Annotated in this window: 15 protein-coding genes; 14 read left to right on the forward strand and 1 reads right to left on the reverse strand. The window is 66.1% G+C overall.

Features of this window, described 5'->3' with window-relative positions; all coding sequences use genetic code 11:
• Positions 1 to 176: 176 nt before the first annotated feature.
• The 6 genes from ASC93_RS11900 (at position 177) to ASC93_RS11925 (ending at position 8,324) form a co-directional block, all read left to right on the forward strand.
• Positions 177 to 3,032: a 2-oxoglutarate dehydrogenase E1 component gene (locus tag ASC93_RS11900; RefSeq protein ID WP_056441698.1), complete on the forward strand. Its 2,856-nt coding sequence runs from the start codon at positions 177 to 179 to the stop codon at positions 3,030 to 3,032.
• An 84-nt stretch (positions 3,033 to 3,116) separates the two neighbouring features.
• On the forward strand, positions 3,117 to 4,373 hold the full coding sequence (odhB, locus tag ASC93_RS11905; protein ID WP_056441701.1) for a 2-oxoglutarate dehydrogenase complex dihydrolipoyllysine-residue succinyltransferase: 1,257 nt from the start codon (positions 3,117 to 3,119) through the stop codon (positions 4,371 to 4,373).
• 69 nt (positions 4,374 to 4,442) lie between these two features.
• Positions 4,443 to 4,781: a PspC domain-containing protein gene (locus tag ASC93_RS11910; RefSeq protein ID WP_056441704.1), complete on the forward strand. Its 339-nt coding sequence runs from the start codon at positions 4,443 to 4,445 to the stop codon at positions 4,779 to 4,781.
• Positions 4,782 to 4,983: 202 nt separating this feature from the next.
• A complete protein-coding gene (gene lpdA / locus ASC93_RS11915; RefSeq protein WP_056441707.1) occupies positions 4,984 to 6,417 on the forward strand; it encodes a dihydrolipoyl dehydrogenase in 1,434 nt (477 codons plus the stop codon).
• 122 nt (positions 6,418 to 6,539) lie between these two features.
• Positions 6,540 to 7,637: a cell division protein ZapE gene (zapE, locus tag ASC93_RS11920; RefSeq protein ID WP_056441709.1), complete on the forward strand. Its 1,098-nt coding sequence runs from the start codon at positions 6,540 to 6,542 to the stop codon at positions 7,635 to 7,637.
• Between the two features lie 18 nt (positions 7,638 to 7,655).
• Positions 7,656 to 8,324, forward strand: coding sequence for a hypothetical protein (locus tag ASC93_RS11925; protein ID WP_056441713.1), 669 nt, complete (start codon positions 7,656 to 7,658; stop codon positions 8,322 to 8,324).
• Between the two features lie 192 nt (positions 8,325 to 8,516).
• Here the strand turns inward: ASC93_RS11925 and ASC93_RS11930 are convergent, their stop codons facing one another.
• The gene (locus ASC93_RS11930) at positions 8,517 to 9,287 is read right to left on the reverse strand and encodes a PP2C family serine/threonine-protein phosphatase (protein WP_056441716.1); all 771 of its coding nucleotides are present in this window, start codon (positions 9,285 to 9,287) and stop codon (positions 8,517 to 8,519) included.
• 176 nt (positions 9,288 to 9,463) lie between these two features.
• Here ASC93_RS11930 and ASC93_RS11935 point away from each other — a divergent pair, with 176 nt between their 5' ends.
• The 8 genes from ASC93_RS11935 to rpoS all read left to right on the forward strand — a co-directional run bounded on the left by ASC93_RS11935 (position 9,464) and on the right by rpoS (position 17,825).
• Positions 9,464 to 9,664 carry a YdcH family protein gene (locus ASC93_RS11935; RefSeq protein WP_056442276.1) on the forward strand — a complete coding sequence of 67 codons (201 nt, stop codon included), beginning with the start codon at positions 9,464 to 9,466 and terminating at the stop codon, positions 9,662 to 9,664.
• 53 nt (positions 9,665 to 9,717) lie between these two features.
• Positions 9,718 to 11,748 carry an ATP-dependent DNA helicase gene (locus tag ASC93_RS11940; protein WP_056442279.1) on the forward strand — a complete coding sequence of 677 codons (2,031 nt, stop codon included), beginning with the start codon at positions 9,718 to 9,720 and terminating at the stop codon, positions 11,746 to 11,748.
• Between the two features lie 329 nt (positions 11,749 to 12,077).
• Positions 12,078 to 12,686: a toll/interleukin-1 receptor domain-containing protein gene (locus tag ASC93_RS11945; RefSeq protein ID WP_056441720.1), complete on the forward strand. Its 609-nt coding sequence runs from the start codon at positions 12,078 to 12,080 to the stop codon at positions 12,684 to 12,686.
• An 8-nt stretch (positions 12,687 to 12,694) separates the two neighbouring features.
• On the forward strand, positions 12,695 to 14,206 hold the full coding sequence (locus ASC93_RS11950) for a hypothetical protein (RefSeq protein WP_056441724.1): 1,512 nt from the start codon (positions 12,695 to 12,697) through the stop codon (positions 14,204 to 14,206).
• 83 nt (positions 14,207 to 14,289) lie between these two features.
• The gene (gene surE / locus ASC93_RS11955; RefSeq protein ID WP_056441729.1) at positions 14,290 to 15,027 is read left to right on the forward strand and encodes a 5'/3'-nucleotidase SurE; all 738 of its coding nucleotides are present in this window, start codon (positions 14,290 to 14,292) and stop codon (positions 15,025 to 15,027) included.
• A complete protein-coding gene (locus ASC93_RS11960) occupies positions 15,024 to 15,875 on the forward strand; it encodes a protein-L-isoaspartate(D-aspartate) O-methyltransferase (protein ID WP_056441733.1) in 852 nt (283 codons plus the stop codon). The genes surE and ASC93_RS11960 overlap by 4 nt, the downstream gene beginning before the upstream one ends.
• A gap of 33 nt (positions 15,876 to 15,908) precedes the next feature.
• Positions 15,909 to 16,805, forward strand: coding sequence for a peptidoglycan DD-metalloendopeptidase family protein (locus tag ASC93_RS11965; protein ID WP_056441736.1), 897 nt, complete (start codon positions 15,909 to 15,911; stop codon positions 16,803 to 16,805).
• 9 nt (positions 16,806 to 16,814) lie between these two features.
• The gene (gene rpoS, locus ASC93_RS11970; RefSeq protein WP_056441739.1) at positions 16,815 to 17,825 is read left to right on the forward strand and encodes an RNA polymerase sigma factor RpoS; all 1,011 of its coding nucleotides are present in this window, start codon (positions 16,815 to 16,817) and stop codon (positions 17,823 to 17,825) included.
• Positions 17,826 to 17,916 lie beyond the last annotated feature (91 nt).

Genomic DNA, 17,916 nt, shown 5'->3' on the forward strand with positions numbered 1-17,916 from the left:
TTGCGTTACAATACTGTGCGCAAAATGGGCAGGTCGGCCAGTTTTTGATTTGCCTGAAGAGTCCTTCCCCCACAACTTGATGTAGTAAGTGCGATCCGCTAACCGGTCAGGCCGTGTCGCGGAAGGTTAGATTAACCCGCCCTAAAATCGCGAAGCGCGAAGAAAGGTGAGCAAGAATGATGCAACAATATAACGCCAACTCGTACCTGTTCGGCGGTAATGCGCCGTACGTGGAAGAGTTGTACGAAGCGTACCTGAACAATCCGGGCTCTGTGCCCGACAACTGGCGCGCTTATTTCGACGCGATGCAGCACATGCCCGCCGTCGACGGTACCGCCAAGCCGGACGTGGATCACTCGTCCGTGATCGCTTCGTTCGCCGAACGCGCCAAGCAGGGCCCGATCCGCACCGTGACCGCCTCGCCGGACGCGGAGCTCGGCCGCAAGCGCGTCGCCGTGACCCAGCTGATCGCCGCCTACCGCTACCTCGGCTCGCGCTGGGCCAACCTGGACCCGCTGCAGCGCCAGGAACGTCCGCCGATCCCGGAACTGGAACCGTCGTTCTACGGTTTCACCGAAGCCGACCTGGACACCAAGTTCAACATCAGCAACACCTACTTCGGCCAGGAAACCGCCTCGCTGCGCGACCTGCTGAACATGTTGCGCGACACCTACTGCCGTTCCATCGGCGCGGAATTCATGTACGTCAGCGATCCGACCGAGAAGCGCTGGCTGCAGGAGAAGCTCGAGTCGATCCGTTCGACCCCGACCTTCACCGCTGAAAAGAAAAAGCACATCCTCGAGCGCCTGACCGCGGCCGAAGGCCTGGAGCGCTACCTCCACACCAAGTACGTCGGCGCCAAGCGCTTCTCGCTGGAAGGCGGCGAATCGTTCATCGCCTCGATGGACGAAGTGATCCGCCGCGCCGGCGAGCACGGCGTGCAGGAAATCGTCATCGGCATGGCCCACCGCGGCCGCCTGAACGTCCTGGTCAACACGCTGGGCAAGGCACCGTCCGAGCTGTTCGAGGAGTTCGAAGGCAAGCACGCCGACGACCTGCCGTCGGGCGACGTGAAATACCACCAGGGCTTCTCGAGCGACATCTCGACCCCGGGCGGCCCGGTCCACCTGTCGCTGGCGTTCAACCCGTCGCACCTGGAAATCGTCAACCCGGTCGTCGAGGGTTCGGTCAAGGCGCGCATGGAGCGCCGCGGCGACCGCCTCGGCAAGGAAGTCCTGCCGATCCTCGTGCACGGCGACGCGGCCTTCGCCGGCCAGGGCGTCGTCATGGAGACGCTGAACCTGGCGCAGACCCGCGGCTACGGCACGGGCGGCACGGTCCACCTCGTCATCAACAACCAGATCGGCTTCACCACGTCCGACCCGCGCGACGCGCGCTCGACGCTGTACTGCACCGACGTCGTCAAGATGATCGAGGCGCCGGTCCTGCACGTGAACGCGGACGATCCGGAAGCCGTCGTGCTGGCCTCGCAGATCGCGATGGACTACCGCACCGAGTTCCACAAGGACGTCGTCGTCGACATCATCTGCTACCGCAAGCTGGGCCACAACGAGCAGGACACCCCGGCCCTGACCCAGCCGCTGATGTACAAGAAGATCGCCAAGCACCCGGGCACCCGCAAGATGTACGCGGACAAGCTTTCCGCGCAGGGCACCATCGCCGCCGAGGGTGGCGACCAGCTGGTCGCCGACTATCGCAACGCGATGGACGCCGGCAAGCACACCGTCGATCCGGTCCTGACCGACTTCAAGAACAAGTACGCCGTCGACTGGGCCCCGTTCCTGAACAAGAAGTGGACCGACGCCGCCGACACCGCCGTGCCGCTGACCGAGCTGAAACGCCTGGCCCAGCGCATCACGACCGTGCCGGAAAACTTCAAGCTGCACTCGCTCGTCGAGAAAGTCCTGGGCGACCGCGCCAACATGGGCAAGGGCGAAGTGAACCTGGACTGGGGCATGGGCGAACATCTGGCCTACGCGTCGCTGCTGGCCTCGGGCTACGCCGTGCGCCTGTCGGGCCAGGATGCCGGCCGCGGCACCTTCGTGCACCGCCACGCCGTGCTGCACGACCAGAACCGCGAGCGCTGGGACCAGGGCATCTACCTGCCGCTGGCCAACGTGTCGGAAAACCAGGCCAACTTCACCGTCATCGACTCCGTGCTGTCGGAAGAAGCGGTGCTGGGCTTCGAATACGGCTATTCGACCGCCGAGCCGAACACGCTGACGATCTGGGAAGGCCAGTTCGGCGACTTCGTGAACGGTGCGCAGGTCGTCATCGACCAGTTCATCGCCTCGGGCGAAGTGAAGTGGGGCCGCGCCTCGGGCCTCGTCATGATGCTGCCGCACGGCTACGAAGGCCAGGGTCCGGAGCACTCGTCGGCCCGCATCGAGCGCTTCCTGCAGCTGTCCGCCGACCACAACATGCAGGTCGTGCAGCCGACCACGGCCGCGCAGATCTTCCACCTGCTGCGCCGCCAGATGGTGCGCCAGTTCCGCAAGCCGCTCGTCATCTTCACGCCGAAGTCGCTGCTGCGTAACAAGGACGCCGGCTCGCCGCTGACCGACCTGGCCAAGGGCGGCTTCCAGACCGTCATCGGCGAACAGGACGACAAGATCGACGCCAACAAGGTCAAGCGCGTGATCGCGTGCTCGGGCAAGGTGTACTATGACCTGGTCAATGCACGCAAGACCCGCGGCACGACGGACACCGCCATCGTCCGCATCGAGCAGCTGTACCCGTTCCCGCACAAGGCATTCAGCGCCGAGCTGAAGAAGTTCCCGAACGTCACCGAAGTGGTGTGGGCACAGGACGAACCGCAGAACCAGGGTCCGTGGTTCCAGATCCAGCACAACGTGTTCGAAAGCATGGAAACCGGCCAGCGCCTGGCGTACGCCGGCCGTCCGGCTTCCGCGTCCCCGGCCGTCGGCTACACCGACAAGCACGTGGCGCAGCAGAAGGAACTGCTGGACACCGCGTTCTCGAAGTTGAAAGGGTTCGTCCTCACCAAGTAAGCAGCGCTCAGACGACAGCGCTCAGACGACCCCGCGCCCGCGGCGCGGGGTCTTTGCACAGAATACAAAAACGGAGTTTTTTAAATGGCACAAATCGAAGTCAAGGTCCCCCAATTGTCGGAATCGGTCGCCGAGGCGACCCTGCTGTCGTGGCACAAGAAAGTCGGCGAAGCCGTCTCGCGCGACGAAAACATGATCGACATCGAGACCGACAAGGTGGTCCTGGAACTGCCGGCACCGGCTGCCGGCGTGATCGTGCAAATCATCAAGAACGACGGCAGCACCGTCGTCGCGGGTGAAGTCATCGCCATCATCGATACCGAAGCATCGGCAGGCGCCAGCACCGGCCAGGTGAGCGCAGCCCCGGCACCGGCCGCGGAAGCCGCCCCGGCAGCACCGGCCGCCGCCGCATCCGGCTCGAAAGGCGACGTCGCCATGCCGGCCGCCGCCAAGATCCTGGCCGACAACAACCTGACCGCTGCCGACGCGACGGGCACCGGCCGTGACGGCCGCGTGACCAAGGGCGACGCCCTGGCCGCCGTCGCCAACAAACCGGCAGTCGCTGCGCCGGCACCGCTGGCAGCGCAAGCACCGAAGGCAGCCCTGCCGCAAGTGGCGGCGCCGAGCGTCAACCTGGGCGACCGTCCGGAAGAGCGCGTGCCGATGAGCCGCCTGCGCGCCCGTATCGCCGAGCGCCTGCTGCAATCGCAGTCGACCAACGCCATCCTGACGACGTTCAACGAAGTCAACATGGCCCCGGTCATGGACATGCGCGCGAAGTACAAGGACAAGTTCGAGAAGGAACACGGCGTCAAGCTGGGCTTCATGTCGTTCTTCGTCAAGGCCGCCGTCGCCGCGCTGAAGAAGTACCCGATCCTGAACGCATCGGTCGACGGTAACGACATCATCTATCACGGCTACTTCGACATCGGCATCGCCGTCGGTTCGCCGCGCGGCCTGGTGGTGCCGATCCTGCGCAACGCCGACCAGATGTCGATCGCCGACATCGAGAAGAAGATCGGCGAATTCGGCCAGAAAGCCAAGGACGGCAAGCTGACCCTGGAAGACCTGACCGGCGGTACGTTCTCGATCTCGAACGGCGGCACGTTCGGCTCGATGCTGTCGACCCCGATCATCAACCCGCCGCAGTCGGCGATCCTGGGCGTGCACGCGACCAAGGACCGCGCCGTCGTCGAGAACGGTCAGATCGTCATCCGTCCGATGAACTACCTGGCCATGTCGTACGACCACCGCATCATCGACGGCCGCGAAGCCGTCCTGGGCCTGGTCGCGATGAAGGATGCGCTGGAAGATCCGGCCCGCCTGCTGCTCGACCTGTAATCACGCGAATTTGCCGAGGGATGGGCGCGCCGGCCGGTGCGCTCGTGCGTAGTCTGATGGAAGGGAACGATCATGATCTCCGATGAAATCAAGCGTCTGCACGAGTTGCACCAGGCCGGCGCCCTCAGCGACGCCGAATTCGAACAGGCGAAGGCGAAGGTGTTGTCGTCGTCGTCGACGGTGAACCTGAACAAGACCACGAGTGCCGACGGCACCTTCGCGGCCGAGCTGAACACCTTGCGCCGCTCGCGCACCGACCGCTGGCTGGGCGGTGTGTGCGGCGGCCTCGCCCGCGTGTCGGGCGTGGACGCGTGGGTGTGGCGGCTCGTGTTCACGCTGTTCACCATCACGTTCGGGTTCGGGTTCGTGATTTACCTGTTGTTGTGGATTTTCGTACCCGAAGAGTGAGTCTTCGGGCGAAGAACGAATACGAAACCCGGATCAACGTCGTTCCCGCGCAGGCGGGAACCCAGGTTCAGTGATCGGAACCGCAAACAGTTGCGGCTTCGTTCGGCATACATTGGGTCCCCGCCTGCGCGGGGACGACGGAGGTCGAGTGCCTGGCAACCGGTGTTGTCCGGCACCTCGGGAACAAAAAGGAAAACGTTAGATGAGCACTGAAAAACAATTCGACGTCGTCGTGATCGGCGGCGGCCCTGGCGGCTATGTGGCCGCGATCCGCGCTGCGCAGCTGGGCTTCAAGACCGCCTGCATCGACGAATGGCAGAACGCCAAGGGCGGCCCGGCACTGGGCGGCACCTGCACCAACGTCGGCTGCATCCCGTCGAAGGCGCTGCTGCAATCGTCGGAACACTTCGAGCACGCCGGCCACGCGTTCGCCGAGCACGGCATCGACGTCGCCGGCCTCTCGCTGAACCTGGGCCAGATGCTCAAGCGTAAGGATGGCGTCGTCAAGGCCAACAACGACGGCATCGTGTACCTGTTCAAGAAAAACAAGGTCACCTTCTTCCACGGCCGCGGCACGCTCGCCGGCAAGGCCGGCGACGGCTACACGGTCAACGTGTCGGGCACCACGACCGATTCGCTCAGCGCGAAGAACGTCATCATCGCCACCGGCTCCAACGCCCGCGAACTGCCGGGCGCCGCCTTCGACGAGAAAATCGTCCTGTCGAACACCGGCGCGCTGACCGTCGATGCCGTCCCGGCCAAGCTGGGCGTGATCGGCGCCGGCGTGATCGGCCTGGAGATGGGCTCCGTGTGGCGCCGCCTGGGCGCCAAGGTCACCGTGCTGGAAGGCCTGCCGACGTTCCTGGGCGCGGTCGACGAGCAGATCGCCAAGGAAGCGCACAAGCTGTTCACCAAGCAGGGCCTGGACATCCAGCTGGGCGTGAAGATCAACAGCGTCACCAAGGGCGCCAATAACGTCACCGTGGAATATGCCGATGCGTCGGGCGCGGCGAAGAGCGAAACGTTCGACCGCCTGATCGTCTCGATCGGCCGCGTGCCGAACACCAACGGCCTCGGCATCGAGACCGTCGGCGTGCAGCTGGACGAGCGCGGCTTCGTCGCCGTCGACGACGAATGCCGCACCAACGTCCCGGGCATCTGGGCCGTGGGCGACGTCGTGCGCGGCCCGATGCTGGCGCACAAGGCGGAAGAAGAGGGCGTCGCGGTCGCCGAGCGCATCGCCGGCCAGCACGGCCACGTCAACTTCAACACGATCCCGTGGGTCATCTACACCTCGCCGGAAATCGCGTGGGTCGGCAAGACCGAGCAGCAGCTCAAGAAGGAAGGCGTCGCCTATAAAGCCGGCACGTTCCCGTTCATGGCCAACGGCCGTGCGCGCGCGCTGGGCGACACGTCGGGCATGGTGAAATTCCTGGCCGACGCGACGACCGACGAAATCCTGGGCGTCCACATCGTGGGCCCGGTCGCGTCGGAGCTGATCTCGGAAGCCGTCGTCGCGATGGAATTCCGCGCCTCGTCGGAAGACATCGCCCGCATCTGCCACGCCCACCCGTCGCTGTCCGAAGCGACCAAGGAAGCCGCGCTCGCCGTCGACAAGCGTTCGCTGAACTTCTAAAACCTGTATGACGGGCTGCGGCCCGGTAGGGTGGGCACCCTGTGCCCACGCGGATGTGCGCGTCATGCCGGCATCCGCGTGGGCACGGTGTGCCCACCCTACGTTTTCACGGCAAGCTTTCCATGAACGTCCAAGAGTATTACCAGCACGCGCTGACCGAGCGCGGATTCAAGTCCGATCCCGCGCAGCAGCGCGCCGTCGACCGCCTGCAGGCGGCCTACGACGACTGGGTCGGATACAAGTCGCAGCGCTCGTCCGCGTTCAAGCGCCTGATCAACCGTCCCGACGTCCCGCAAGGCGTCTACATGTGGGGCGGGGTGGGGCGCGGCAAGTCCTTCCTCATGGACAGCTTCTACTCGGTCGTGCCGGTCGTACGCAAGACGCGCCTGCACTTCCACGAATTCATGCGCGCCGTGCACCGCCAGCTCGATGAGCTCAGGGGCATGGAAGACCCGCTGCTCGAGGTCGCGCGCCGCATCGCCAAGAAATACCGCCTGATCTGCTTCGACGAATTCCACGTCAGCGACGTCGCCGACGCGATGATCATGTACAACCTGCTGTCCGCGCTGTTCTCCCACGGCGTGTCGTTCGTGATGACGTCGAACTACGATCCGGACAGGCTGTACCCGGATGGCCTGCACCGCGACCGCATGCTGCCGACGATCGCGCTCCTCAAGGACAAGCTGGACGTGATGAACGTCGACGCCGGCATCGACTACCGCCACCGCGCGCTGGAACAGGTGCAGGCCTATTACACGCCGCTGGGCGCGAGCGCCGACCACGCGTTGCGCGAGACCTATGCGAAGGTCGCCGACACCGCCGACGAAGACCCGCGCGTGCACATCGAGCAGCGCGAAATACGGGCGCTGCGGCGCGCGGGCGGCGTGATCTGGTTCGACTTCGCGACCCTGTGCGGCGGCCCGCGCTCGCAGAACGACTACCTCGAATTATCGAGCCAGTTCCACACCGTGATCCTGTCCGGCGTGCCGCGCATGTCGGCCGCGATGTCGTCCGAGGCGCGCCGCTTCACGTGGCTGATCGACGTGTTCTACGACCACAAGATCAAGCTGATCATGTCGGCCGAGGTCGAGCCCGAGCAGCTGTACACGGAGGGCGCGATGTCGAACGAGTTCCACCGCACCGTGTCGCGTATCATTGAGATGCAGTCGCGCGAATACATGCTGGCCGAGCGCCGTGGCGCGGCGGATGCGCTGGCCTGACACGATCAAAGGAACCGAATGAAAGCTGATTTCGTAACAGACACCCGCAGCCCGCGCGCGCTCGCCGCCGCGCTGTCCGCCGCGCTGTCCGCCGTATTGCTGGCGGCGTGCGCGAGCCCGGACGTGGTGCCGCGCGAGGTGCCGCCGCCGCCCGTGACCTCCGTTGCCCAGGCCGACCAGCAACTGGCCGCGGTGGCGCGCGAGCGTGCCGCGATCGAGGCCCGTTTCGCCGAGCGCGAACGCGTCTGCTACGACAGGTTTTTCGTGAACAGCTGCCTCGACGAGGCCAAGGAACGCCGCCGCAGCGCCCTCGCGGCCCAGCGCGCGATCGAAGTGCAGGCCGACCGCTTCAAGCGCGAGGCCGTCGTCGTCGAGCGCGACCGCAACCTGGCCGAAGCGGAGCGCCGCTTCCAGGAACAGGAAGCGCGCCTGGCCGCCGAACCCGCGGCGCCCACGCCGGCAGCGGCGCCGGTGCCGCCGCCGCGCAAGCCGACGGTGCCGGGCCGCGTGGCCGAGCGCGACGCCCACCTGCGCGCTGCGCGCCAGGCCGAAGCGGCCGATGCCGGCAAGCGCGCGCAGAACGTGCGCGAATTCGAAGCGCGCAAGGCCGAATCGGCGGAACGCCAGCGCAAGGTCGCCGAGCGCAAGGCAGAGAAGGCCGCGAAGGAAGCCAAGGAAGCGAAGTAGGGTGGGCACACCGTGCCCACGCGTGACGTATGCGGGTCGTTGGCGCCACGTGTGACGTATGCGGCTGGTTGGCGTCACGCGTGACGTATGCGGTTCGTTGGCGTCACGCGTGGGCGGAGGCCGCCCACCCTACGGCCGATCCGATACCGCCGGCCCCGCCCACGCGGCGATACGTGCCGGTCGATCCGCCGATTACGGCCGCTCCAGCACCGGTTTGACGAGCTTGACGATCGCCATGCTGCAATTCCCGCCCTTGCCGTGGGAACGCTCGCCGGCCTTGCTGATCAGCATCTCGGACGCCTGGCGCGGACTGGCCTTGGCCAGCGCGCCGCCCAGTTCGGCGTCCGTGAAGAAATGCCACAGGCCATCCGAGCAGAGCAGGAAGGTATCGCCTGCCGCCAGGCCGCTGCGTTCGCCGAACGCCATGAACGGCTCCTTGCGATTATTGCCCAGCAAATTCAGCAGCAGCTTGGACTTGCGGTGGTTCTTCGCCGCCTCGGGCGGGACGCGGTCGGTCGACACGAGGTGCTCGATGTACGCCGCATCGTTCGTTCGCGCCAAGCACTTGCCTTCGTGAAAGTAATACAGGCGCGAATCGCCCACATGCGTCCAGACGGCATCCCCGTGCGGCGTGAGCACGAGGCCGACGAAGCTGGCGGGGGCCTGGACCTGGGTCGTCACCGCGTTCATGTTGATGACGAGGTGGGTTTCCTGCACGATGTCGCGCAGCAGTTGCTGCAGGCGCTCCACGGTGGGCCGGTCGCCCGGCTTGAATTCGTCGAATACCTGCTTGGCGGTGTGCATGACCTGGTCCGCGCCGGCCGCGCCGGCGACGCCGTCGGACAGCACCGCCAGCACGTAGCCGGGCGCGCGGGCGCCGGTCATGAGCGCGACCCGGTCGTTCTGCTGCGGGCGGTTACCGATGTGCTGCGCGGTTCCCGCTTCTAACTTGTATGAGGTCATAAACGTGGCTTTCCGATGCCGTGATGCCGGACTTTGTTGGCGGCAACGGCGGTGTAGTTTAAACTATGCACCGGTTTGCACTGGAGTTGCAAGCCGTAACGACGAATAGCGCCGCCCCGAGCCAGCGGGCATGCGCCTTCCCACCCCTTTACGCTTAAAGTTCGGAAATGCCTAACATGATCGACGTCCAGGAGATCCACCGCCGTATCATCGAACTCGACGTGGAACATCGCGACCTCGACGCCGTCATAGAAATGCTGACCCGCGATGGCCACTCCGATCAGTTGCAGCTGCGTCGTCTGAAGAAGCGCAAGCTGCAGTTGAAGGATCACATCACACTGCTGAAGATGCAGTTGGTGCCCGATGTTCCTGCCTGACTCCGGCGTAAGTATTCCGTTTGAAGCCGTCCACCTTGACCGATCATCTTCCCCTGCCTGGCGCCGACGCCGGCCCCGACCCCGACGCTGCGCCGGCGACCCCCGAACCCACCGGTAAGTACGACGCCGAAGTCGACCGCATCTTCGGTGCGGGCGGCCCGCTCGCGCCCGCCGTCGGCACGTTCAAGCCGCGCCAGTCGCAGACCGAGATGGCGAAGGCGATCGCGCACGCGATCAGTGCGCAGGGCACGCTCATCGCCGAGGCCGGCACGGGCACGGGCAAGACGTTCGCCTACCTCGTCCCCGCGCTGCTGTGGGGCGGCAAGACGATCGTCTCGACCGGCACCAAGAACCTGCAGGACCAGTTGTTTTCGCGCGATATCCCGACCGTGCGCGCCGCGCTGCGCGCCCCGGTCTCGGTGGCGCTGCTGAAAGGCCGCTCGAACTACATCTGCCATTACCACCTGGAACGCACGCTCTCGAACGGGCGCCTGACGTCGCGCGACGACGTCGGCCACCTGCGCGAAATCTCGCGCTTCATCAAGATGAGCCAGTCGGGCGACAAGGCCGAGTTGACCAAGGTCCCGGAAACGGCGTCCGTGTGGAACCTCGTCACGTCCACGCGCGAGAACTGCGTGGGCCAGGAGTGCCAGTACTACCAGGACTGCTTCGTGATGAAGGCGCGCCGCGAAGCGCAGCAGGCCGACGTCGTCGTCGTCAACCACCACCTGTTCTTCGCCGACGTGGCGCTGAAGGAAGGCGGCATGGCCGAGCTGCTGCCCTCGGCCAACACCATCATCTTCGACGAGGCGCACCAGCTGCCGGAAGTCGCGACCCTGTTCTTCGGCACGACCATTTCCACGGGCCAGGTGCTCGAACTGTGCCGCGACGTGCTGGCCGAAGGCCTCGCGCATGCGCGCGGCGGGGTCGACTGGGCCAAGGTCGTGACCGTCGTCGAAAAGGCCGCGCGCGACCTGCGCCTCACGTTCCCGGAGGGCAGCACGCGCCTGTCGCTGCCGCAGATTCCGCCGAGCTCGGAATTCTTCCCGGCACTCGAAAAACTGAAGGAAGAACTGGAAGGCATGATCGACGTGCTCGAAGCCCAGGCCGAGCGCGCCGAGACGATCGAACAATGCCGCGTGCGCGCGGTCGAGATCCTCGAGCAGTACAAGGCGTGGAAGTCCGATCCGAAGAAGGGCAAGGAAGTGGAGGGCGACGAGGCCGTGCTGTGGGTCGAGGCGTTCTCGTCGGCGCTGCAACTGCACAAGACGCCGCTGTCGATCGCGCCGATCTTCGCCGGCCAGCGCGCCAGCACGCCGCGCAGCTGGATTTTCACCTCCGCGACCCTGGCGGTAAAAAACGACTTCAAGCATTTCTCGGCACAGCTCGGCATGACGGGCGAGCCGGCGCAGAGCTGGCCCAGCCCGTTCAACTACCAGGAACAGGGCATCCTGTACGTGCCGACCGGGCTGCCGGAACCGAACACCTTCGGCTACACGGACGCCGTCGTCGACATGGCGCTGCCCGTGATCGAGGCCGCCGGCGGCCGCTGCTTCTTCCTGTGCACGACGCTGCGCGCCGTCAACCGCGTCGCCGAGCGCCTGCGCGCCGATTTTGCCGCGCGCGGCCTCGACTTCCCCCTGTTCGTGCAGGGCGAACGGGGCCGCACGGAACTGCTGGACTCGTTCCGCAACGCCGGCAATGCCGTGCTCGTGGGCAGCCAGAGTTTCTGGGAAGGCGTCGACGTGCGCGGCGAGGCGCTGTCGCTCGTCATCATCGACAAGCTGCCGTTCGCCCCGCCCGACGATCCGGTGCTGGCCGCCCGCATCGAAGTGATGGAAAAGAAGGGCATGAACGGCTTCGTGCACCACACCCTGCCGGAAGCCATCATCAACCTCAAGCAGGGCGCCGGCCGCCTGATCCGCGACGTCGATGACCGCGGCGTGCTGATGCTGTGCGACCCGCGCGTGATCAGCAAGCCCTACGGCCGCCGCATCTGGCAAAGCCTGCCGCCATTCCGCCGCACGCGGGTGCAGGCGGACGTCATCGACTTCTTCAAGCAACCGAAACCGGAACCGGAATGATGCGCGTGGGCACGGGTGCTCACGCTGCCAATCCGGTTGATGCGCGTGGGCACGGGGTGCCCACCCTACCTCCGAGAACCGGGCCGTAGGGTGGGCTCCCCGAGCCCACGCGGACGCTGCCTCTGAGAACCGGGGTCAGAGCCCTTTTTAAAGCAACACCGGGCTCTGACCCCTCCGCTTCTCGGCGTCGTTACACGCTACCTTTTGGCTCGCCCCGCGAGACGCTGCGCGTCTCCGCGCCCTCCGCTTGTGCTCCCACAACATGCAGGATGGGTGACTTGTTTAGAGTCTCGTAGGCCCGGCCGGTGGCAGACCTACAAGGGGGAGCAATGGCGATTCGTTACGGCTGCTTTTTCAGCTATGCCCATGGGCGGCATGAGCTGATGCAGCGCTTCAAGGCCACGCTGGCCGATGCACTGCGCTGTTACCTCGAACCGTATTTCGACAACGAAGACGAACTGTTCGTCGACACCGAACAACTGGGCGGTGGCGACGACCTCGATCGCAAGATCGCCCGCGCGCTGTGCGAAAGCGCGTGCATGGTGCTGATCTACACGCCCAAATACGAAGCCCACGCCTACACGCGCCGCGAGTACGCCGCGATGCGCCTGATCGAGGCCGAGCGCAGCACGTGGTACACGCTGCCGAGCCAGCTGATCATTCCCGTCATCATGACCCAGCACCCCGACCGGCTGCCGCCGCAGATCAGCGAATCCACGTTCTACGTCGATTTCTCGCGCTTCACGATGGCCACGGCCGATCTCAAATCGAATCCAGATTTCCTGCCGGACATCGACAAGATGGTCCGGCGCATCGTTACCCATTACCAGTACCAGAAAAAGACCACGCCGCCGGCGCATGACTGCAACCAATTCGTACTTCCCGCTGTCCCACCCGCATGGCGTGAGTTACCGGATCCAACCTTCCCCAAAAAATGAGGAGCCTTATGGAAACCAACCGCATCACCGCAGTACCGGCCGGGCAGGCCGGCGAGGTGACGACGTTCTACTCCTACGACAGCGCACCCGTGCGCAGCCTCGCGCTGGCCCATGCCGCCTGGCTGCTCGCCGGGCGCGCGCATGCGAAGACACCGGTGCTGATGATCGACTGGGACCTGGAAGCGCCAGGCCTCCACCACTATTTTCCCTGCGCGGACGAGGGCCAGGGCGGCGGCGGTCTGCTCGAACTGTTTGAAGCTTGCGGCGAACAATTGCACGGCAACACATCGAGCGACGACGCCGACGCCCTGGCCGGGCGCGTGCTCGACACGCTCGACTGGGACGACTACATCGTGCGCGTCGACGACAGCCGTCCGCTGTACCTGATGCGCGCCGGCCGCTTCGACGACAGTTACGGCGAGCGCGTCGACCGCCTCGACTGGGACGCGCTGTTCTGCGCCTGCCCGGCCCTGTTCCGCACGTTCGCGGCCCATGTGGCGCGGCGCTTCGCCCACGTCCTGATCGATTGCCGCAGCGGCCGCTCGGCGGCGGCCAGCGTCTGCACGGCGCTGTTGCCGGACAAGATCGTCGGCCTGTTCACGCCCGACGCGCGCAGCCTGGACGGCCTGCAGGGCGTCGTCGCGCGCGCCCTCGACTACCGCTGCAGCCACGAGGACGAGCAGCGTCCGCTGCTCGTCTATCCGCTGCCTTGCCCCGTCGACGGCGCGGCGGATGCGCGGCTGCGCTGGCGCTTCGGCGACGCCCAGCGCGGCCAGCCGGGTTACCAGGCCAGGCTGGAGCGGATGCTGGCCGAGTGCTATGGCCTGTCCAGCGTCGCGCTCGACAGCTACCTCGACGAAGTGCAACTGCCGCAGGCCGCCATCGTCGGCATGCCGCCGGCGGGCGGCCGGATCCATGCCGGCGAGCGCGACCGGTGCGGGCCGCAACGCGCCGTCGACACCCTGCTCGAATGGCTGGCACCCGGCCATTTCCCGTGGCGTCCGCTGCCCGAGGTGCGGCTCGTGCAGGCCGTTGAGGCCCTGGGCGAACGCGCGGCCGATCCGCAGGCGCCCGCGCTCGTGCGTGAACTGGCCCGCCTGGCCCAATTGTATTTGGGGCAACAGAGCGAACTGGAAGCGGCGCGCCGCATCGAGCAGCACGTGGTCGCGCTGGAGCAGGGCCTGCACGCGATGGAGGAGGGCAAGCGCGGCCACGCGGCGTCGCGCCGCCCCGGCGAACCGCCGCCCGATGCGCTGGACGACAAGCTGTCGCGCCTGCAGGAATTGATCGACGCCCGGAGCCCGCACGAGGCGCGCGCGCTGGCGGACAGCCTGCGCTCGACGATCCTGCGGCCGAGTGTGGCGCATCCGCTACGACGGCGCGGGGCCGCGATGATCAAGCAGGTCTACCTGCAGGAAGGCGACAAGGACGCGCTGCTGGCCTTCACGCTGGACGAGGTGTCGTCGCTCGAAGGCGCCCTGATCCAGGCGGCGGGAGGGCGTCCGCTCGTGGCGGGCTGAGGCGGCGCCGGCGTCGCTCGGGAGGCCAATAAATGTGCCACCCGATAGGTCGATCTTGCCGTTGCTTCAGGTAAAATCGGTGCATGCGTATCCTTATCAGTAACGACGACGGTTATCTCGCTCCCGGCATCAACGCCCTGGCCGATGCGTTGGCACAGGTCGCCGACATCGTGGTGGTCGCGCCCGACAGCAATCGCTCGGGCGCGTCCAACTCGTTGTCGCTGGACCGCCCGCTGTCGGTGGCTAAGGCTGCCAACGGTTTCTATTTTGTCAACGGCACCCCGACCGACTGCGTACACATCGCATTGACGGGGATGCTGGACACACGCCCCGACCTGGTGGTTTCCGGCATCAACAATGGCCAGAACATGGGCGACGACACCTTGTACTCGGGTACGGTGGCGGCGGCGACGGAAGCGTATCTGTTTGGCATCCCGGCCATCGCCTTTTCCCAGGTGCACGGGGGCTGGGCCGAGGTCGAATCGGCCGCGCGGGTGGCGCGCGACATCGTGCTGCGCCGTTTCGAGCTGCTCGAGTCGCCGTTCCTGCTGAACGTGAATATCCCGAACGTGCCGTACGACCAGATGGGGCCGCTCACGCCGACCCGCCTCGGCCGGCGTCACCAGTCCGAGCCCGTCATCCGCGGCCAGGACCCGCGCGGGCGCGAGATCTTCTGGATCGGGGCGCCCGGCGCCTGCCGCGACGCGGGCGAGGGCACGGATTTTCATGCGACGAGCCAGGGTTGCGTGTCGGTGACCCCGCTCCAGGTCGACCTCACGCACCGCGACCAGCTCGATTTGCTGCGGCGAGGGCTCGGATGAGCGAAAAGCGCAGCCAGTTTCCTCTGCCGCTCTCGTCCGTGACGGGCGGGAGCACGCGAAAGCCCGCTGCGCCGGCGCCGGTCGCCACGCCGCAGACGGCGACCCAGAACGCGCGCGAAAACAACCAGCACCGCGCCGGCGCCGCGCCCGGCGTCCCGGGCACGGCCAAGCCGGCCTCGGTGCAGCCGCAGCAGACGGTGGTGCGGTCGGACCTGGCCGCCACGGAAGCGCCGCGCCGCGCGATGGCGGCCCGGACCGCGCGCCAGGGCGTCAAGGATGCTCAGGTGCTGGCGGCGCTGGAAATCGTGCCGCGCCATATGTTCGTCGAACCGGGCATGCTGGCGCAGGCGTACGTCGACATCTCGCTGCCGATCGGCCATAACCAGACGATTTCGCAACCCTATATCGTGGCGCGCATGATCGAGCTGCTCAAGGGAAGCGGCCCGCTGCGCCGCGTGCTCGAGATCGGCACGGGCTGCGGCTACCAGGCCGCCGTGCTGTCGTTCGTGGCGCAGGAGGTGTATTCGATCGAGCGCATCAAGCCGTTGCACGAGCTGGCGAAGGCCAATCTGCGCCCGTTGCGCATCGCCAATCTGCGCTTGCAGTACGGAGATGGTATGCTAGGGCTCCCGCAGGTGGCCCCGTTCGACGGCATCATCCTGGCGGCGGCCGGTCTCGAGGTGCCGCGCGCACTGCTCGAACAGCTGGCCATCGGCGCCCGACTGGTGGCGCCCGTCGGTGCTCAGGTCCAGCACCTGCAGCGCATTACTCGTACCGGCAAGGCGGAATGGACCAGCGAAACGCTGGAAGCCTGCCATTTCGTGCCGCTGAGGCCAGGCATCGCTTGAATGCCAGAATGTTGTAAAAGAATTAAAGAGAGAATGAAACCCACACCCCGCTTAGCCCTGTTGACCCTCAGTCTCGGCATCCTGTCCGCCTGCAGCACCGAGACCCGCGTAGCCCCCGTGATCGACCGTCCGACCCCGACCGCTTCCAGCTTCCGTCCGCGCCCGCAACCGGCGCCGACGCCGGCCGCCGAGGACAATAAACCGGACGCGCGCGGCACCTATACCGTGCGCCGCGGCGACACCCTGCTGCGCATCGCCCTCGACCACGGCCAGAATTACCGTGACCTCGTCGCCTGGAACAACCTCGCCGATCCGGACGACATCAAGGTCGGACAGGTACTGAAGGTGGCGCAGCCCGAACGCAGCGCCGGTGCCGTCGTGACGTCGCCCATTGCCATGCCGGGCGCGGAAAAGCCGGCCCCGGTGCCCAGGAAGACGGAGCCGAACGGCGCCAAGAAGCCGTACAGCGAATCGAACCTGGCCAAGGAAGAGAATCCCAAGGCGGAAAAGGTGATCTCGTCCGGCGTCACGGCGGGCAGCACCGTCACCGCCAGCGACGACGAGAAACTGAGCTGGATGTGGCCGTCCGACGGCAAGATCATCGCCACGTTCGACGAAGGCAAGAACAAGGGCATCGACATCGCCGGCAAGATGGGCCAGCAGGTGATGGCGGCCGGTTCCGGGAAGGTGATGTATGCGGGCAGCGGCATTCGCGGATATGGTAATCTCGTGATTGTTAAGCACAGCAACAGCCTGCTGTCGGCCTACGCGCATAACCGCACCATCCTGGTCAAGGAAGGTCAGAACGTGACCAAGGGCCAGCCGATCGCGGAAATGGGCGATTCCGATTCCGACGCGGTCAAACTGCATTTCGAGATACGCCAGCAGGGCAAGCCGGTCGATCCGGCCAAGTTCCTGCCCAGTCGCTAGAGAGAGCCGATGACGCTGCCGACCGATCCGCTGGACCACGACGCACCGGACGATAATCCGGATGAGCCGCTGGACGACGGCGAGTTCGGGGCGGACGGCGCCGATCGTGCCGAGCTGCTGCCGGAAGCGGCCGTGGCGGCGGTCGATACCGTCGACGAGCTCAAGAGCGTGCTGCAGGCCGAGCTCTCGACCGACACCACCCAGCACTACCTGAACCGGATCGGCGCCAAGCCGTTGCTCAGCGCCGAGCAGGAAGTGCAGTACGCCACGCTGGCCAAGGCCGGCGACTTCAATGCGCGCCAGAAGATGATCGAGCATAACCTGCGGCTCGTCGTCTCCATCGCCAAGCACTACATCAACCGCGGCGTCGTGCTGCTCGACCTCATCGAAGAGGGCAATATCGGGCTGATGCGCGCGATCGACAAGTTCGAGCCGGAGCGCGGCTTCCGCTTTTCGACGTACGCCACGTGGTGGATCCGCCAGAGCATCGAGCGCGCGATCATGAACCAGGCCCGCACCGTGCGCCTGCCCGTGCACATGGTGCGCGAGCTGAACCAGGTGCTGCGCGCGAAGTATCACCTGGAAGCCCAGCACCACGACGGCAAGGAAGCCAGCGCGGAAGACATCGCCAGCCTCGTCGGCCGGCCCGTGGAGGAAGTGCAGGACATCCTCGCGCTGTCCGAACACGCCACGTCGCTCGACGCGCCGCTCGACAACGATCCGCAAAGCAGCCTGATGGACATGCTGCCGGACGAAGGCGACGTCAGCCCGGACGCCCACGCGGAACAGCACGAGATGACGGTGCTCGTGCGCGACTGGCTGCAGAAGCTGCCGGACAAGCAGCGCCTCGTCGTGATGCGCCGCTTCGGCCTCGACAACGACGACCCGGCCACGCTGGAAACGCTGGCCGAGGAGATGGGCGTGACGCGCGAGCGCGTGCGCCAGATCCAGCAGGAAGCCCTCGTCAAACTGAAACGGGCGATGGCCGCCCGTGGCGTCGTCCGCGATTCCTTGCTATGATGCCCGGCTGGCCGGAAGGGCCAGTTTTTCCTTGGTGTACGTGACGCATGCACACCGTCGTTCCCGCGCGGGCGGGAACCTAATTTCGTTG

This window comes from Massilia sp. Root335 (assembly GCF_001425685.1).
Taxonomy (GTDB): domain Bacteria; phylum Pseudomonadota; class Gammaproteobacteria; order Burkholderiales; family Burkholderiaceae_D; genus Telluria; species Telluria luteola.

Coding starts and splice junctions, on each gene's coding strand:
- odhB (WP_056441701.1), top strand. CDS start 3,117: ATGGCACAAATCGAAGTCAAGGTCCCCCAATTGTCGGAATCGGTCGCC.
- ASC93_RS11935 (WP_056442276.1), top strand. CDS start 9,464: ATGATCGACGTCCAGGAGATCCACCGCCGTATCATCGAACTCGACGTG.
- ASC93_RS11925 (WP_056441713.1), top strand. CDS start 7,656: ATGAAAGCTGATTTCGTAACAGACACCCGCAGCCCGCGCGCGCTCGCC.
- rpoS (WP_056441739.1), top strand. CDS start 16,815: ATGACGCTGCCGACCGATCCGCTGGACCACGACGCACCGGACGATAAT.
- ASC93_RS11960 (WP_056441733.1), top strand. CDS start 15,024: ATGAGCGAAAAGCGCAGCCAGTTTCCTCTGCCGCTCTCGTCCGTGACG.
- ASC93_RS11945 (WP_056441720.1), top strand. CDS start 12,078: ATGGCGATTCGTTACGGCTGCTTTTTCAGCTATGCCCATGGGCGGCAT.
- ASC93_RS11965 (WP_056441736.1), top strand. CDS start 15,909: ATGAAACCCACACCCCGCTTAGCCCTGTTGACCCTCAGTCTCGGCATC.
- surE (WP_056441729.1), top strand. CDS start 14,290: ATGCGTATCCTTATCAGTAACGACGACGGTTATCTCGCTCCCGGCATC.
- ASC93_RS11900 (WP_056441698.1), top strand. CDS start 177: ATGATGCAACAATATAACGCCAACTCGTACCTGTTCGGCGGTAATGCG.
- lpdA (WP_056441707.1), top strand. CDS start 4,984: ATGAGCACTGAAAAACAATTCGACGTCGTCGTGATCGGCGGCGGCCCT.
- ASC93_RS11930 (WP_056441716.1), bottom strand. CDS start 9,287: ATGACCTCATACAAGTTAGAAGCGGGAACCGCGCAGCACATCGGTAAC.
- zapE (WP_056441709.1), top strand. CDS start 6,540: ATGAACGTCCAAGAGTATTACCAGCACGCGCTGACCGAGCGCGGATTC.
- ASC93_RS11950 (WP_056441724.1), top strand. CDS start 12,695: ATGGAAACCAACCGCATCACCGCAGTACCGGCCGGGCAGGCCGGCGAG.